The sequence below is a fragment of the Aquabacterium sp. genome, assembly GCF_030652515.1.
In the GTDB taxonomy this organism is placed as follows: Bacteria; Pseudomonadota; Gammaproteobacteria; order Burkholderiales; family Burkholderiaceae_C; genus Aquabacterium.
Genome location: NZ_JAUSAR010000013.1, coordinates 67,896 through 83,640, shown reverse-complemented (window position 1 = coordinate 83,640; position 15,745 = coordinate 67,896). Strand labels below are relative to the sequence as shown.

The following is a 15,745-nucleotide window of genomic DNA, read 5'->3' as shown; positions in this document are numbered from 1 at the left end:
AAGAGCCCCATGGACCCGCGACTGCTGCGCTACTACAACCAGGAACTGCAGCATCTGCGCGAGATGGGGGCCGAGTTCGCCCAGCAGTTTCCCAAGATCGCCGGCCGCCTGGGCATCGATGGCATCGAGGTCAACGACCCGTATGTGGAGCGCCTGCTGGAGGGCTTTGCCTTCCTGACCGCGCGCGTGCAGCTCAAGCTGGACGCCGAGTTCCCGCGCTTCACCCAGCGCCTGCTGGAGATCGTGCACCCGCACTTCCTGGCACCCACGCCGGCCATGCTGATCGCGCAATTGCAGCCCGACCTGGGCGACAGCAACCTGGCGCGCGGCGTGACCGTGCCAAGGGGCAGCCCGATGCGCGGCAGCCAGGTGGCCAAGGACGAAACGCCCTGCCAGTTCCGCACCGCACACGACGTGACCCTGTGGCCGCTGGAGATCACCGGCGTCGAGTACTTCAGCTACGCGGCCGACCTGCCCTTGTCCACCTTGCCCGTGGGCCGCAAGGTCAAGGGCGGCCTGCGCCTGAAGCTGCGCACCACGGCGGGTGTCAACTTCAGCCAGCTGGCCTTGAACGACCTGCGCCTGCACTTCAGCGGCAGCGACGACATCGCCTACAAGCTGCATGAACGCGTGCTGGGCAGCACCATCGGCGCGCTGGTCATGCCCGGCGGCAAAGGCAGCACGCAGCACACCTTCCTGCCCGCCACCACCGTGCAGCCCGTGGGCTTTGACGACGAGCACGCGCTGCTGCCTTTGAGCCTGCGCGGCTTTTCGGGCTACCGACTGCTGCAGGAATACTTCGCCTTTCCGCAGCGCTTTTTGTTCTTCGACCTGAAGGGCGTGGGCGACGCGCTGCGCGCGCAAGGCGGCACCGAGGCAGAGATCGTGCTGCTCTTCGACCGCGCCGATGCCTCGCTGGAGAGCGTGGTCGATGCCAGCAACCTGGCCTTGAACTGCACCCCGGCCATCAACCTGTTCGAGCGTCGCTGCGACCGCATCCACGTCACGCCCACGCAGAACGATTACCACGTGCTGGTGGACCGCACCCGGCCCATGGACTTCGAGATCTACGACCTGCTGGAAGTCAACGGCTATGGCGTGGGCATCGACAGCGAGCGGCGCTTCTTGCCGTTTTACGCGGCCTTCCACACCGAAGACCGCCAGCACAACGCCTACTACGCCATCCAGCGCGAACCGCGCCTGCTGTCAACCACGCAAAAGCGCAACGGCGCGCGCTCGTCCTACGTGGGCACCGAGCTGTACATCTCGCTGGTCGACCCGCGCGAGGCGCCCTACCCCGGCGACCTGCGCCAACTGGGCCTGAGCGCCCTGTGCACCAACCGCGACCTGCCCTTGCTGATGCCCGTGGGCCTGGGCCAGAGCGACCTGACGCTGGACGACTCGGCACCGGTCAAGGCCATCCGCGTCATCAAGGGGCCATCCAAACCTTTGTCGGCCTTGCGTGAAGGTGGCATCGCCTGGAAGTTCGTCAACCAGTTGTCGCTCAACTACTTGTCGCTGCTGGACACCGACGCGCACCAAGGCGCCGCCGCCCTGCGCGAGCTGCTCACCCTGTACGCCGACAACGGCGATGGCGGCATGCTCAAGCAGATCGAAGGCTTGCGCTCGGTCAGCACGCAAGCCATCGTTCGGCGCCTGCCCATGCCGGGGCCCATCACCTTCGGGCGCGGCCTGGCCATCAACCTGGAAGTGGACGAAATGGCCTTCCAGGGCCTGAGCGCCTTCCTGTTTGGCTCGGTGCTGGAGAACTTCTTCGCGCGGCACGTCTCGATCAACGCCTTCACCGAAACCACGCTGCGCTCGCAGTCGCGCGGTGACATCAAACGCTGGGTGCCACGTGTCGGCACCCGGGCGATCATCTGATGACGACCGACCTGCGCCCCAGCGATCCGTTCGCGGCCCTGGCTGCGGAGCCGTACCGCTACGACTTCTTCCACGCCTTGCGCTGGATCGAAGCGGCGCACCCCGGCAAGCCGCGCCTGGGCACGGCCCGCAAGCCGGCCGATGAACCGCTGCGCCTGGGCCAGACGGCCGACCTGGGCTTTGCGCCCAGCACCTTGTCCTCGTTCAAGTACGGCGTGAATGGCGCGATGCCTCGCCTGGAGGTGCGCTTTTTTGGTTTGTTCGGCCCCAATGGCCCGCTGCCACTGCACCTGACCGAGCACGCGCGCGAACGCATCCTGCACCGCGGGGACCACACCTTCTCGCGCTTCGCCGACCTGTTCCACCACCGGCTGTTGCTGCTGTTCTACCGTGCCTGGGCGCAGGCCCAGCCCACCGTCAGCCTGGATCGGCCCAACCAGGACCGCTTCGCCGACTACGTGGGCTCGCTGGTCGGCATTGGCGGACCCACCTGGCGCCAGCGCGATGCCGCCCCGGATCACATCAAGCTCTACTTCGCGGGCCAACTGTCGCGCCAGGTGCGCAATGCAGAAGGGCTGGAATCGCTGCTCAGCGGCTACCTGCGCCAGCGCGTGCGCATCGAGACCTTCGTCGGCCACTGGATGACGCTGCCGGTCAGCGAACGCACGCGCATGGAGCGCGGCGGCGGCATCAGCTCGCAGCTGGGATCAGGCGCCGTGCTGGGCGGCAAGGTGTGGGATCGGCAGCACAAGTTCCGCATCCACATCGGCCCGCTCAGCCTGGCCCAGTACGAAGCCTTCCTGCCCGATGGCCCGGCCATGGCGGGCGTGACCGCGCTGGTGCGCCAGTACTTCAGCATGGAGCTGGACTGGGACGTGCGCCTGCACTTGCGCAGCACCGACGTGCCCGCCACGCGCCCCGGCCTGAATGGCCGCCTGGGCTGGACCAGCTGGGTCGGCAAGCGCCGCCAGGCTGGCCACGCCGACTCGCTCACCCTGCACCCTGAATCCTGGCGACGACCTTCGCAAGGTCCCCGCGCCGCCGCTTAAACACAAACGATCAGACTGAAAGGATCCCCCATGGGAGAAATCAACCGCGTCACCCTGTTCGGCAAACTCAACAGCACCGGCTACAAGGCCGTCGAGGGCGCCACCGTGTTCTGCAAGCTGCGGGGCAATCCTTATGTGGAGCTGGAGCACTGGGTCGCGCAGATCGTTCAGAACCCCGACAGCGACTGGCACCGCATCATCAAGCACTACGGCCTGGACACCTCGGTGCTGGCCAAGGACATCACCACCGCGCTGGACCGCCTGCCGCGCGGCGCCACGTCCATCTCCGACCTGTCGGACAACATCAGCCAGACGGTGGAACGCGGCTGGGTCTATGGCTCGCTGATGTTCGGCGACAGCGCTGTGCGCACCGGCTACCTGCTGCTGGGCATGCTCAAGACCAGCTTCCTGCGCAACGCCCTGTTCGCCATCTCGCGCCAGTTCGAGAAGGTCAAGCCTGATGACCTGAGCGAGAACCTCGCCAAGATCATCGAAGGCTCGCCCGAAGACGGCCTGGGCGCCAGCGATGGCTCCGGCATTGGCGGTGCGCCTGGCGAAGCCAGCGGCGCCCTGGCCCCCGCGCAGATGGGCAAGCAAGAAGCCCTGAAGAAGTTCACGGTGGATCTGACCGAACAAGCGCGCAGCGGCAAGATGGACCCCATCGTCGGCCGCGACGACGAGATCCGCCAGGTGGTCGACATCCTGATGCGCCGTCGTCAGAACAACCCCATCTTGGTCGGTGAGGCCGGTGTGGGCAAGACCGCCGTGGTCGAAGGCTTCGCCCAGCGCATCGCGCGCGGCGACGTGCCGCCCTCCTTGAGGGACGTGGAACTGCGCTCGCTGGACGTGGGCCTGCTACAGGCCGGCGCCAGCATGAAGGGCGAGTTCGAACAACGCCTGCGCGCCGTGATCGACGAAGTGCAGGCCAGCCCCAAGCCCATCATCCTGTTCGTGGACGAGACGCACACCCTGGTCGGTGCCGGTGGCGCTGCCGGAACTGGCGATGCCGCCAACCTGCTGAAGCCCGCCCTGGCGCGTGGCACCTTGCGCACCGTGGGCGCAACCACCTTCGCCGAGTACAAGAAGTACATCGAGAAAGACCCCGCGCTGACCCGCCGCTTCCAGACCGTGACGGTCGATGAGCCCACCGAAGAACGCGCCATTTTGATGATGCGCGGCGTGGCCTCCACCATGGAAAAGCACCACAAGGTGCAGATCCTGGACGAAGCGCTGGAAGCCGCCGTCAAGCTGTCGCACCGCTACATCCCCGCGCGCCAGTTGCCCGACAAGTCCGTCAGCCTGCTGGACACCGCCTGCGCCCGCGTGGCCGTGAGCCTGCACGCCACGCCCGCTGAAGTGGACGATTGCCGCAAGCGCATCGAAGCCCTGGAAACCGAGCTGGGCATCATTGGCCGCGAGAAAGCCATCGGCATCGACATCGGTAAGCGTGAAGGCGATGCCACCGAGTATCTGGCCGCCGAACGCACGCGCCTGGCTGGCCTGGAAGAGCGCTGGAACTCCGAGCGCGCCCTGGTCGATGAACTGCTGGCCCTGCGCGCCAAGCTGCGCGCGGGCATCCGCCCCGTTGAAGGCACAGGCAGCCCCCTGGAAGCCGCTGCCGAAGCCGTGGCCGCCGTTGAAGCGCCCGTTCAGAGCGCCGAGCAAGTGGAAGCCGAGCGCGTCGCCCTGCTGGCTCAACTCAAGGAAGTGCAAGACAAGCTGACCGCGCTGCAAGGCGAGACCCCGCTGATCCTGCCCACGGTGGATTACCAGGCCGTGGCCGCCGTGGTGGGCGACTGGACCGGCATCCCCGTGGGCCGCATGGCGCGCAACGAGATCGAAACCATCCTGAAGGTGTCGTCGCTGCTGGCGCAACGCGTGATCGGCCAAGACCACGCGATGGAGATGATCGCCAAGCGCATCCAGACCTCGCGCGCGGGCCTGGACAACCCCAGCAAGCCCATCGGCGTGTTCATGCTGGCGGGCACCTCCGGCGTCGGCAAGACCGAAACCGCGCTGGCCCTGGCCGAAGCCCTGTATGGCGGTGAGCAGAACATCATCACCATCAACATGAGCGAGTACCAGGAAGCGCACACCGTGAGCACGCTGAAGGGCGCGCCTCCCGGCTACGTGGGCTATGGCGAAGGCGGCGTGCTGACCGAAGCCGTGCGCCGCAAGCCTTACAGCGTGGTGCTGCTCGATGAAGTCGAGAAGGCCCACCCCGACGTGCACGAGATGTTCTTCCAGGTGTTCGACAAGGGCTTCATGGAAGACGGCGAAGGCCGCTTCATCGACTTCAAGAACACCTTGATCCTGCTGACGACCAATGCCGGCACCGACCTGATCGCGGGCCTGTGCAAAGACCCGGACCTGATGCCCGACCCCGAAGGCATGGCCAAGGCCCTGCGCGAGCCGCTGCTCAAGATCTTCCCGCCCGCACTGTTGGGCCGCCTGGTCGCGATCCCCTACTACCCGCTGTCCGACACCATGCTGGGCGAGATCGTCAAGCTGCAACTCAAGCGCATCAAGAAGCGCGTCGAGGCCAGGTACAAGATCCCCTTCAACTTCAGCGACGAAGTGGTCAAGCTGGTCGTCTCGCGCTGCACCGAAGGTGAATCGGGCGGCCGCATGATCGATGCGATCCTGACCAACACGATGCTGCCCGATGTCTCGCGCGAGTTCCTCACACGCATGATGGAAGGGCACGAGATCAAAGGCGTGAACGTTGGCGTGGCCAACGGCGAGTTCTCGTACGACTTCGGCTGATGCCGCTCGAAACCCCTCACTGAAAGCACACCATGCCAACCATCCGAGAAGCCCTGAGCGCCAAGAACGGTGCTGGTGGCCCCCACCTCATCGGCCCCACCGACATCGTGAAATGGGCCACCACCAATGTCGGCAACTACCAACGCGGCGCCACCAGCCTGGCGCAGCTGGAAACCATGATGTCCGGCCTGTTCGATCAGGGCGCATGGGCCAGCAAGGGGACGTGCCTTCGCTTCACCGTCGGCGCGCCCTACATCGGGGCCATCGACGACCTGGCCCGCGGCATCAATGGGACAACGCCCAGAACCTTCGTGCCGCCCATCGACAGCGACTATCACAAGGCTCGTTTCACGAAGATCACCAAGATGATGTGCGCCTTTGCGCTCAACATGGAAAACTGGGCGTATCCCGCCTGCCGTCACTACCACACCATCAGCACGGCTGAAGCCGAAGACGGCGTCACCACCGATTTCGTCACCAAGCACGTCTCATCGACCAAGGATGACAAATCGACGAAGAAGGTGGCCGAGATCCGCGGCGCGCCCGTTCAGGCCCGCCAGGGCGTCCAGGCCTTTGGCAACATCGTGACGGCGCGCAGCGGCGGCCTGCTCCAGGAAGAGCTCGCGGCCTTCTGCGCTGAGATCAAGCGCCGGCAGACCGAGTTCACCAACACCTACGCGGGGCTGACGCAGTACTTCGCCGACAACTGCGAATGGCTGGACGGGGGCGGCAACGCCAACTTCACGGTGCTGCTCGACCACGTGACCTTCATCACCCAACGCGCCTACAAGATGTACGAATACGTTGGAGCCAAGGGCGGAGAAGACAACGTCTTCATCCACTTCGGCGTGTCCAGTTCGGCCGATGGCACGAAATGGGCGGTGCACCACCTCGCCCGAACCAGCGCCACCCGCGTCATGGGCGGGGGCACCGGCGCCACCACCCTGGGCATCACCGACGCTGACGCCACCACCTCACTGAAGGACCCCTTCGGTTGACCTGACAGACAAGACCACCTCATGAAACGTTTTACCGAAGCCTTTCAGAAAGCCTCCGAGACGGTGTCGAAGCAGAAGTTCGACCCTGAGTGGCAGAAGTTCCTGGAAAAGGACGGCATGAGCATGTCGCCCAAGCGGGTCGGCCCGCCGAAGGTGGCGCCCGTTCAGGTGGGCGCGTTGGAAATTCGCGCGTTGCACTGGGGCCGGGATGCAGGCTTGGCGCAAAACGGCGGGTACATCGAAGCGTACGCGCCAGGGGCCAGCATGCCCGCCTGGCGCCTGCGGGTCTACGAGATCGTTTACGACGACGAGATGGAAGAGGACGTGCAAGACGGCTTCATCCAGAACATGAGCCTGACGCCCCAAGGCCTGCTGCAGATCACGGATGAGAAGCCGTGCATTGGGGCCGCGATCGGGGGCTGGGCCAAAACGGGGGCTACATCGAGGCCTTCGACTTGTCCACCGGCCAGCAGGTCTGGTTGAAACAGGTTTACCAGATCCGCTACGACCCGCACATGGAAGAGGACGTGCAGGACCGTTTCATCAAGCAGTTGACCCTGGAGCCCGACGGCCACACCCTGCAGGTGACCGACGAGCGGGGCCAGCGCTTCGAGATCGACCTGGCCCCCACGGCCAAGCCCCAAGCTCCCTGCAAGGCCATCCAACCTGGCTCCAAGCTGGCCGACCGCACCATCACCGTTCAACCCTGACCCCCATCCCCTCAAGGCAGTAACACACCATGGCCACCACCACCCTGACACGCGCTGACTACATCGGCATGGGCGCGATCGCCAATGCCCGCCGCGAACTGCTGCAACAGACCTTCAAGGGCACCCAGCTCAAGTTCGGCTCCACCGACAAGGTGGCCGTGGCCAAGAAGCTGATGACCTCGGCCAAGAAGGCGCGCTCCTCAAGCAACAAGCTGGTCGGCCCGGCCAAGACCACGGCCAGCAGCGTCTCGGCCATCCCCGGCGTTGAAAAAGCGGTGAAGGAATTCATCGTGCAGTGCGCTGACCTGGACGGCATCGATGACGTGATCGAGGCCATCACCTCGGCCGTGCTGGCCGACATCATTGCCGAGATCGTGCCCGTGGTTGGCGTGCTCGTCAGCGGGGGCAAGCTGGCCAAGGCGGGCAAGGCCGTGGTCGAAGACGGCTACAACCTGTACCAGTGCCGCAACTACAAGAAGGGCTTCCTGCGGGGCGACCCGGTGGCCGCGGCCGAGGCGGTGCAGATCCTCATCCAGCGCGACCTGGCCAAGCACTCGATCCAGTTGGCCCAGCAGGCCACGGCCACCGGCGCCAAGATCGCCGGGCTGTTCGCCGACATGGGCACCGGCACCACGGCCGCCATCGGCTTGGCCAACGCCCTGGCCAGCCTGGGCCTGGAGCTGTTCTCGCTGGGCCTGTCCATCAAGGACATGCGCGCGGGCAACCGCCGCCTGGCCACGCCTGAAACGCTCGACCTCACGGTGTTCGAAGATTGCCCCATTCTGGGCTGCTACCTGCTGACCTGCGCCGACACCTCGTCGGTGGCCAACTTCTTCGTGGCCGACATCGGCCTGCCCGGCTGGATGGACAAGGTCGAGAAGATCAAGAAGACCCAGATGGACCCGATGCTCAAGATCGCGCGCAAGAACATCGCCTCGTCGCGCATCCAGCTGGAAGGGCTGTCGCAGAACAAGGCCACGCACCAGAGCAAGGGCTTCTTTGCGTCGATCAAGCGCAAGGCCGCCAAGCTGGTGTGAGCCACGCCATGCGCCTGGAATGCGTGGTGTGCGGCACCGAGCTCACCGCGCGATCACCCGGCGCAACAGGGCCTTACCCCATCTGCCACGCGGTGCCCTGCCGCATGGTGCTGGACCAGCGGGCCACGATGGGCGAGACGGCCTTTGCAAGGCATTTGCACTGGCGGGCCAAAAACACGCGCGAGCAGCGTTCCCGAGCCCGCGCTGAGGACGAGCGCCTGCGTGCCTGGACGGTGGCCGAGTCCGCAGAGAACACCGTCCATTGGGCCGCGGTCGAGTCCGCATGGCCAGGGCATCAGCCGGATCAGTTCATGCGGCTGGCACTGCCCAGCGGACCCGCACGCCAGCGCAAATTGGCACAGCGCCGTCGTCAACATTACCTTGATCACCTGGCACAGGTCATCGCGCAGGCCTTCTTGCCCGGCGATGAAGTGCCGCCTTCGGACACCGTGGCCGTTGATGCCCGGTCCACACTGCCCGGCCAGGTGTGCGCCCTGTGCCGTGGCGGCTGCTGCACCCGGGGTGGGGACACCGCCTACCTGTCGGCCGACACGGTGCGCCGCTTCATGGCGCAACAGCCGGACCTGTCACCCGCTCAGGTGCTGTCGGCCTACCTGGACCGCCTGGCCCCCAAGACCCAGGTGGGCTCGTGCATCAACCACACGGCCGGTGGATGCGCCTTGCCGCGCGAGATGCGCTCGGACGTCTGCAACCGCTACCTGTGCGATTCACAAAAAGAACTGCGGGAGCGCCTGGACGAGGCCCCGCCATTGCTGGGCGTGGTGGTGGTCCAGCGTCGCCAGGACCACTGGAGCCGCCACCTGCCGGAACGCGACAACGGCATCGTCGGGTCGGCCACCATCACCGCATCGGGCATCAGCCCATGGCCTGGAAACTCATGACGCGCACCGCGTTGCGGTGCTTGTAGCTCAGCAGTGGCATGAGGCCCAAGGCCAGCAGGCGGTCGCCCACAGTCTCGCTCAGGTTGGCCTCGGCGCAAGGCAGCAGGTGCTTCTCGCCATCGCGCTCCAGCACATAGGCGGGCAGGTCCTCCACATCGCGCAGGTCGCCCACGCGCATGTCCCAGCCTCGGTCCATGAAGGATTGGCCGATGAGTTGCGCGCAGGCCAGCGCACCGTTGCCCCACAGGGCCTGCTCGTGCGCAAAGGCGGGCGCCATCTCTTCAAAGGGGCCGGCCGAAATGGGATCAGTGGCCTGGCCATAGGGCAGGCGCAACAGGATGCGAGGCCAGGCCAGGTGCACGCCAGCGGCCTCAGGCGTGCGCCGGAAAGCGTCCCAGCGCGCTTGCTCGTCAGGGGCCATGCCAGGCCAATGCGCGGGATCCGGGCCATTCGCCAAGGAAGCCAGGCCAACGACGGCCGGTTGGGCTGCGGCCATGAAGGTGCCCCCCACCTGGCGGGCCAAAGCGCCCAATGCGGCCAGCAGGCCCAGGTCGGCCACTGAAGGCCCGAACGCGTGCAGGCCCACCACCAGCGCCACGGCCGGCTCATCGACTTCGTCCACATCGGCCAAGCGCTGCAAGGCATGCGCCAGGCTGGTCTTGCCTTCGTCGCCATTGGCCGCTTCCACATCGGCCTGCAACTCGGCCTGGCTCGCGTCCAACAGGTACAACTGCAGGTCGCCATCCAGGTCCAGGCTGCGCACCAGTTGCTGCACACCCAGCCAAGCGGCTTCCAGCGATTGGAAGGCGGGGTGGTGCAACACCGCGCGCCACAGATCGGCCTGGGCGGCTTGCTGCGCCGCCACCGATTGGGCGTGCCCTGCGGGCACTTCGGGCACCAGGGATGGCGCCACGATGCGCTGGATCAAGGCGTCCAGGCCGGTGCTGGCCGAAGGCTCGGGCTTGCGGCCCAGCAGGCGCTCCAGGGTCGAGGCATCGTTCTCGCGCGAGGCCGAAGCCGGTGCGGCCGATGGCGAGGCTGCCACTGGCGCGGCCACGCTCACCGTCGGCAAGCGTGCCGCCAGTTGATCGGGGTGGAAGTCGTCCACCGCGCCAAACGTCAAATCAAGCCGATCATTCACCGCGCCCGGCCAAGGCAAGGACAAGGCCGGCCCCATGCGCTTGAACACCGCCTCGAAGTTGTCGATGTCGACGCGCTGGGGCACGCGCTGCGCCAGGTGCTGAGGGTGGGCCTGGCCGCGCAGGCCATGGCCGCTGAAGTCACCCAGCACCACGATCCGAAAGGGCCCGTCGTGCAATCCAAAATCCATTCGTCCTGTCATGACCCCACCCCCAAATAATTGCCGACATAATGAGACATGCCCGCCAAAAGACACTCAAGTTTGCCTGGAAAAACACTTCAGCATGTCAGCTTGAAGGATGCCTTGCCCATCGCGATGCAATTGCATCAAAACGGCCACATGGACGCCGCCCAGCAAATGTATGAGCGCATTCTGCGGCTGACGCCACGGCAAGCCAATGCGGTGCACTTCCTGGGCGTGCTGCACCACCAGATGGGCCGCAGCGATCAGGCCGTCAAGCACATCCGCCGCTCCATCGAGCTCGACCCAAAAGTGCCCGATTGGTACAACAACCTGGGCAATGTGCTGCTGGAATCCAAGCAACTGGCCGAGGCCGCCGATGCCTACGAGCAAGCGGCCGAGATGTCGCCCGGCAACGCCACCATCCTGAACAACCTGGGCGCCCTGCGTCGTGCGCAAGAGCGCTTTGAGGAAGCCGAGGTGGCCTACACCAAGGCCCTGGCCCTGGACGCCACGCGCCCCGAAGCCCACAACAACCTGGGCAACCTGCTGCGGCTGCAGGGCCGCACGCAAGAATCCCTGCGGCACTTCTGCGAAGCCCTGATCCTCAACCCCAAACAGCACCACGCCCGCAAGATGCTGGGCATCGCGTACTACACGCTCAAGCGCTTCGACGAAGCCGCCAAGGTCTACCGCGAATGGCTGCTTGAGGAGCCCGACAACCCCGTGCCCAAGCACTACCTGGCCGCCTGCACCGGCCAGGACGTGCCCGAACGCGCGGACGACGCCTACGTCGCCAACACCTTCGACGAGTTCGCCGACAGCTTCGACGCCAACCTGGAAATGCTCACCTACCGCGCGCCCCAGCATGTGGCCGACGTGGTCAAGCGCCTGGGCGGCACCCCGGCCAAACAATGGCAGGTGCTGGACGCAGGCTGCGGCACCGGCCTGTGCGGCCCCTTGATCGCGCCGTATGCCCAGCGCCTGGTCGGCATCGACCTGTCGGGCCAGATGCTGGCCAAGGCCCAGCCCCGGCAGGTTTACGACGAGCTGATCAAGGCCGAGCTGACGGCTTTCCTGCAGTCACAGCACCAAGCTTATGACCTGATTGTGTCGGCCGACACCCTGTGCTACTTTGGCAAGCTTGAAGCGGTGTCCCACGCCGCGCGGCGCGCCCTGGCCCCCGGCGGCTGGCTGATCTTCACCGTGGAGAGCCTGGAAGGCGGCGATGCTGCAGAGCAGTACCACCTCAATCCCCACGGCCGCTACAGCCACCGCAAGGACCATGTCGAGTACGTGCTCGGCCAGGCTGGCTTCGTGCACATTGGGGCCGAAGCCATCCACCTTCGCAACGAAGGCGGCGTGCCCGTGCCAGGCTGGCTCTTCACCGCGCAACACCCTTAACCTCAGGACCCCACCATGCCCGTACCCCCCCGTCTGATGGAGATCAGCACGCCGCTGGGCAACGACGTGCTGCTGATGCGATCCATGTCGGCCACCGAGTCGCTGGGCCAGCTTTACGAGTTCAACATCAGCGCGCTGTCTGACGACAAGGGCATCGCGGTCAACGACCTGCTGGGCAAGCCCATCACCGTCAAGCTGGAGCTGGCCGATGGCGGCAAGCGCGAGTTCAGCGGCATCGTCACGCGCTTTGGCCAGGTGGGCTTCGTGGGCCGCCTGTTCGAATACCAACTGGTGGTCTGCCCCTGGTTGTGGCTGCTCACGCGCACCCACGATTGCCGCGTCTTCCAGAACAAGTCGGTGCCCGACATCCTCAAGCAGATCTTCGAGAAGTACTCCTCCGACTTCTCGGACAAGCTGACCGGCAGCCACCCCGTGCGCGAGTATTGCGTTCAGTACCGCGAGAGCGACTTCAACTTCGTCAGCCGCCTGATGGAAGAAGAAGGCATCTACTACTACTTCGAGCACAAGGACAGCAAGCACACGCTGGTGCTGGCCAACAAGGACAGCGCCCACACGCCCTACGCCGGCCATGCCGAGATGGTCTACCGCGAGACGCTGTCTGGCGCCATCGACCTGGAGGCGATCACGCGCTGGCAGTTCAACCACGAGATCCGCACCGGCAAGGTCTCGCTGACCGACTACAACTTCACCACGCCCTCGACCAACCTGCTGGCCAATGCTGTGCTGGCGCGCTCGCACTCGCACGCCAGCGGCGAGGTCTACGACTACCCCGGCCGCCACCTGGTCAAGGCCGATGGCGAGCGCTATGCCAACCTGCGGCTGGAAGGCTTTCAGTCGCTGCACGCCCAGGTGTATGGCGAAGGCAATGTGCGCGGCCTGGTCACCGGCTCGCGCTTCACGCTGAAAGAGTTCCCGCGCGAGGACCAGAACCGCGAGCACATCGTCACCTCCACCCGCATCCAGATGGGCTATGGCGAGTACGAAGGGCAAAGCGGTGCGGCGCCTTACTTCAATTGCCAGTTCACCGCGCTGGACAGCCGCGAGGTGTTCCGCTCGCCCGATCGCGCCATCCGCGTTCGCGTGGCGGGCCCGCAAACGGCCATCGTGGTGGGCCCCAGCGGCGACGAGATCCATACCGACGAGTACGGCCGCGTGAAGGTCCAGTTCTACTGGGACCGCGAAGGCAAGAAAGACGAGAACAGCTCCTGCTGGGTGCGCGTGTCGTCGCCCTGGGCGGGCAAGAACTGGGGAATGATCAACATCCCCCGCATCGGGCAAGAGGTGGTGGTCGATTTCCTGGAAGGCGATCCGGACCAGCCGCTCATCACCGGCCGCGTTTACAACGCCGAACAAACCGTGCCCTACAAGCTGCCCGACCACGCCACGGTCAGCACGCTCAAGAGCCAATCCAGCAAGGGCGGCAGCACATCGACCTCGAACGAGTTGCGCTTCGAAGACAAGATGGGCTCCGAGCACGTCTGGCTGCAGGCCGAGAAAGACTTCCTGCGCAACGTCAAAAACGACTCGTCCCACTCGGTGGGCAACGACGAGTTCGTGACCATCAAGAACGACCTGACCGAGAAGGTCGGCAACGACCACCAGCTGGAAGTGGGCAAGGACTTCAAGCACAAGGTGGGCGGCGACATGCACCTGCAAACGGCCACCGACCTGATGATCAAGTCGGGCGGCCAGTACAGCCTCAAGTCGGCCAAGGACCTGGCGGGTGAAGCGGGCACCGGCGTGTCCTTCAAGGCCGGCACCGATGTGCACATCAAGGGCGGCATGAACGTCACCCTGGAAGCTGGCGTCACGCTCACGCTCAAGGCCGGCGGCAACTCCATCGTGCTGGGCCCGGCGGGCGTGGCCATCGTGGGCGCGCCCCTGGTCAACATCAACTCCGGCGGTGGGGGCAGCGGCGCGCAACCCGTGGCGCCCGCCGCACCGGCCGATCCGGCCGCGCCCAAGGACTTCGCGGACCCGCTGGCGTCCTGATCCGCCATGAGCCGCTGGACCAACTGGCTGGGGCCGCTGGATTGCACCGACAACCTCAAGGCTTTGAAAGAGGCTTAGGAGATCGGGGTGATGGAGATGCCTGCCGAGGTTTACAAGGAAACCGGCTACCAGCTCAACCAGTTCCTCGACGCCCTGATCCCGGGCTTGATCCAGGCCTTGATCGCACTGGCGGCCAGCACGGCGCTGGGCGGTGCGATCGGCGCGGTGGTCGGGGCCTTCTTTGGTGGTGCGGGTGCCATTCCGGGTGCGGTGGGTGGTGCCGCCGTGGGTTTCGACCTGGGGCTGGCGGTGTTGGGCTGGTTGGGGCTGGGCTTCCTGGCCTATTCCATTGGGCACAGCCTGGGCGAACTCACGGCCCTGCTGGAGCTGGCCGTGCGCCGCGCCTGGGATGCCCCGAACTCGCCACAGCCTCGCACGCAGATCCGACTGGCGGGCAAAGACTTCGCCCGCAGCGGCGCGATCCTGATCCGCCTGGTGCTGCAAGGCATCGCCATGTGGCTGACCCAGAAAGGCGTCAACAAGATCGGCGAGTTGGTGGCCGAGTTACGCAAAAGCAAACTGGGGCCGCGATTTGCGGCCTGGGTGGAAGAAAACGCGGCGGCCTTGATGCGGGACCCGAGGCTCAAGCCGCACCGGGGGCAGGGCTCGGCGGCCAAGGAGGTGGTGTCGGAGGCGCAGTCGCCGAGCAAATTGGCGAATCGACCAAAGGAGGAGGCGCCACCGCCACCGCCTCCTCCCCCTAAGAAGACCAGGCTTGACCGCCTGAATGAACTGGCGACGGACCCCGCCCAAGGTGGCAAGGTCACGCCCAAGACCATGCGTGAGGCTGAGGTCGGCTTGCAGCTTGAAGAACAGGGCAAACTACCCCGCCCCATTACCCGGGATCCCACAGGGTCCTCAGAGTTCATTGATGCCGCAGGGCAAAAGTGGGACGTCAAAGGCTTCAACTCCCAGTACGCGCCCAAGGGCTACAACACCCCGGCCGCCGTCCAGAAGATTAGCGCCGAGGTCGCTGCGGGCGAGAACGTCATCGTCGACACCGCAAAGATGTCGGCCGAACACGTCACGGAACTGCAGCATGCACTGGACATTGTGGGACTCGCCAAGAACGTCATCTTTTTCTAGGTGCCAAAGATGAGAAAACTGAATAAGCCAGAGTTCGAGGCCTTGGTGGCCCGGCAAAAAACAGGTCCTCAGGACAGCCCCGAGAATGACCTCCGCGACATCGAGGTGTCGGACATCCCCGTCCAGAATCTGGACGGCGTTACCATTGCCATGAGCCGCTTGTCCGGACTATCGTTCGGCCTGGGCAGCAGTTTGCAAGGTTCAACCTGGATCGGCAACGAGATCCTGGACTGCACCTTCTCGGACACAGCGATGAATAAAAGCGAGATGCTGGACTGCGTCATCGAAGCATGCCAGCTCAATCGCACAAGCCTGTTTCGGGCCGATTGGTCCGGCTCGGTGTTCAAGCGTTGCACCCTGGAAGGGCTGGATCTTTCCACAACCTGCCTGATCAACACCTTGTTCGAGGACTGCACTTTCACGCAGGTGCAGCTTATGCCAGGGGAAATTCTGAACGGTCGGCAAACCGTGTCGTTCGACCCCATCGGAAAACGGCAGAACACAGCGGCCTGAAT

Annotated in this window: 13 protein-coding genes; 12 read left to right on the top strand and 1 reads right to left on the bottom strand. The window is 65.3% G+C overall.

Annotated elements, in window-relative coordinates:
* The first annotated feature begins 9 nt into the window (after window positions 1–9).
* Genes tssF through Q7V20_RS02805 form a run of 8 tightly spaced genes read left to right on the top strand, consistent with a single transcriptional unit; the run spans window position 10 to window position 9,346 of the window.
* Window positions 10–1,884 (top strand): type VI secretion system baseplate subunit TssF, encoded by a 1,875-nt coding sequence (gene tssF, locus Q7V20_RS02840; protein WP_304786965.1) that lies wholly within the window; start codon window positions 10–12, stop codon window positions 1,882–1,884.
* Window positions 1,884–2,933, top strand: a complete 1,050-nt coding sequence (gene tssG, locus Q7V20_RS02835; RefSeq protein ID WP_304786963.1) for a type VI secretion system baseplate subunit TssG — start codon at window positions 1,884–1,886, stop codon at window positions 2,931–2,933. Before tssF ends, tssG begins: the two co-directional genes overlap by 1 nt.
* A 30-nt stretch (window positions 2,934–2,963) precedes the next feature.
* Window positions 2,964–5,699: a type VI secretion system ATPase TssH gene (gene tssH, locus Q7V20_RS02830; RefSeq protein ID WP_304786961.1), complete on the top strand. Its 2,736-nt coding sequence runs from the start codon at window positions 2,964–2,966 to the stop codon at window positions 5,697–5,699.
* 32 nt (window positions 5,700–5,731) lie between these two features.
* Window positions 5,732–6,697 carry a hypothetical protein gene (locus Q7V20_RS02825; protein WP_304786959.1) on the top strand — a complete coding sequence of 322 codons (966 nt, stop codon included), beginning with the start codon at window positions 5,732–5,734 and terminating at the stop codon, window positions 6,695–6,697.
* Window positions 6,698–6,718: 21 nt separating this feature from the next.
* Window positions 6,719–7,180, top strand: coding sequence for a hypothetical protein (locus tag Q7V20_RS02820; protein ID WP_304786957.1), 462 nt, complete (start codon window positions 6,719–6,721; stop codon window positions 7,178–7,180).
* Window positions 7,153–7,407, top strand: a complete 255-nt coding sequence (locus tag Q7V20_RS02815) for a hypothetical protein (protein WP_304786956.1) — start codon at window positions 7,153–7,155, stop codon at window positions 7,405–7,407. Before Q7V20_RS02820 ends, Q7V20_RS02815 begins: the two co-directional genes overlap by 28 nt.
* Before the next feature lie 29 nt (window positions 7,408–7,436).
* Entirely contained in the window at window positions 7,437–8,444 is a 1,008-nt protein-coding gene (locus tag Q7V20_RS02810; protein WP_304786954.1) for a hypothetical protein, read from the top strand.
* Window positions 8,441–9,346, top strand: a complete 906-nt coding sequence (locus Q7V20_RS02805) for a hypothetical protein (protein ID WP_304786951.1) — start codon at window positions 8,441–8,443, stop codon at window positions 9,344–9,346. Before Q7V20_RS02810 ends, Q7V20_RS02805 begins: the two co-directional genes overlap by 4 nt.
* On the opposite strand, the gene Q7V20_RS02800 is transcribed toward Q7V20_RS02805, so the two are convergent.
* Entirely contained in the window at window positions 9,321–10,676 is a 1,356-nt protein-coding gene (locus tag Q7V20_RS02800) for a type VI secretion system contractile sheath domain-containing protein (protein WP_304786949.1), read from the bottom strand. The genes Q7V20_RS02805 and Q7V20_RS02800 overlap by 26 nt on opposite strands.
* Before the next feature lie 126 nt (window positions 10,677–10,802).
* Here Q7V20_RS02800 and Q7V20_RS02795 point away from each other — a divergent pair, with 126 nt between their 5' ends.
* From Q7V20_RS02795 to Q7V20_RS02780, 4 genes are all read left to right on the top strand, one after another.
* Entirely contained in the window at window positions 10,803–12,071 is a 1,269-nt protein-coding gene (locus tag Q7V20_RS02795; RefSeq protein ID WP_304786947.1) for a tetratricopeptide repeat protein, read from the top strand.
* A gap of 15 nt (window positions 12,072–12,086) precedes the next feature.
* The gene (locus tag Q7V20_RS02790) at window positions 12,087–14,084 is read left to right on the top strand and encodes a type VI secretion system Vgr family protein (RefSeq protein ID WP_304786945.1); all 1,998 of its coding nucleotides are present in this window, start codon (window positions 12,087–12,089) and stop codon (window positions 14,082–14,084) included.
* Between the two features lie 90 nt (window positions 14,085–14,174).
* On the top strand, window positions 14,175–15,230 hold the full coding sequence (locus Q7V20_RS02785; protein WP_304786943.1) for a DUF6861 domain-containing protein: 1,056 nt from the start codon (window positions 14,175–14,177) through the stop codon (window positions 15,228–15,230).
* A gap of 9 nt (window positions 15,231–15,239) precedes the next feature.
* Window positions 15,240–15,743, top strand: coding sequence for a pentapeptide repeat-containing protein (locus Q7V20_RS02780; RefSeq protein ID WP_304786941.1), 504 nt, complete (start codon window positions 15,240–15,242; stop codon window positions 15,741–15,743).
* Window positions 15,744–15,745: the final 2 nt, after the last annotated feature.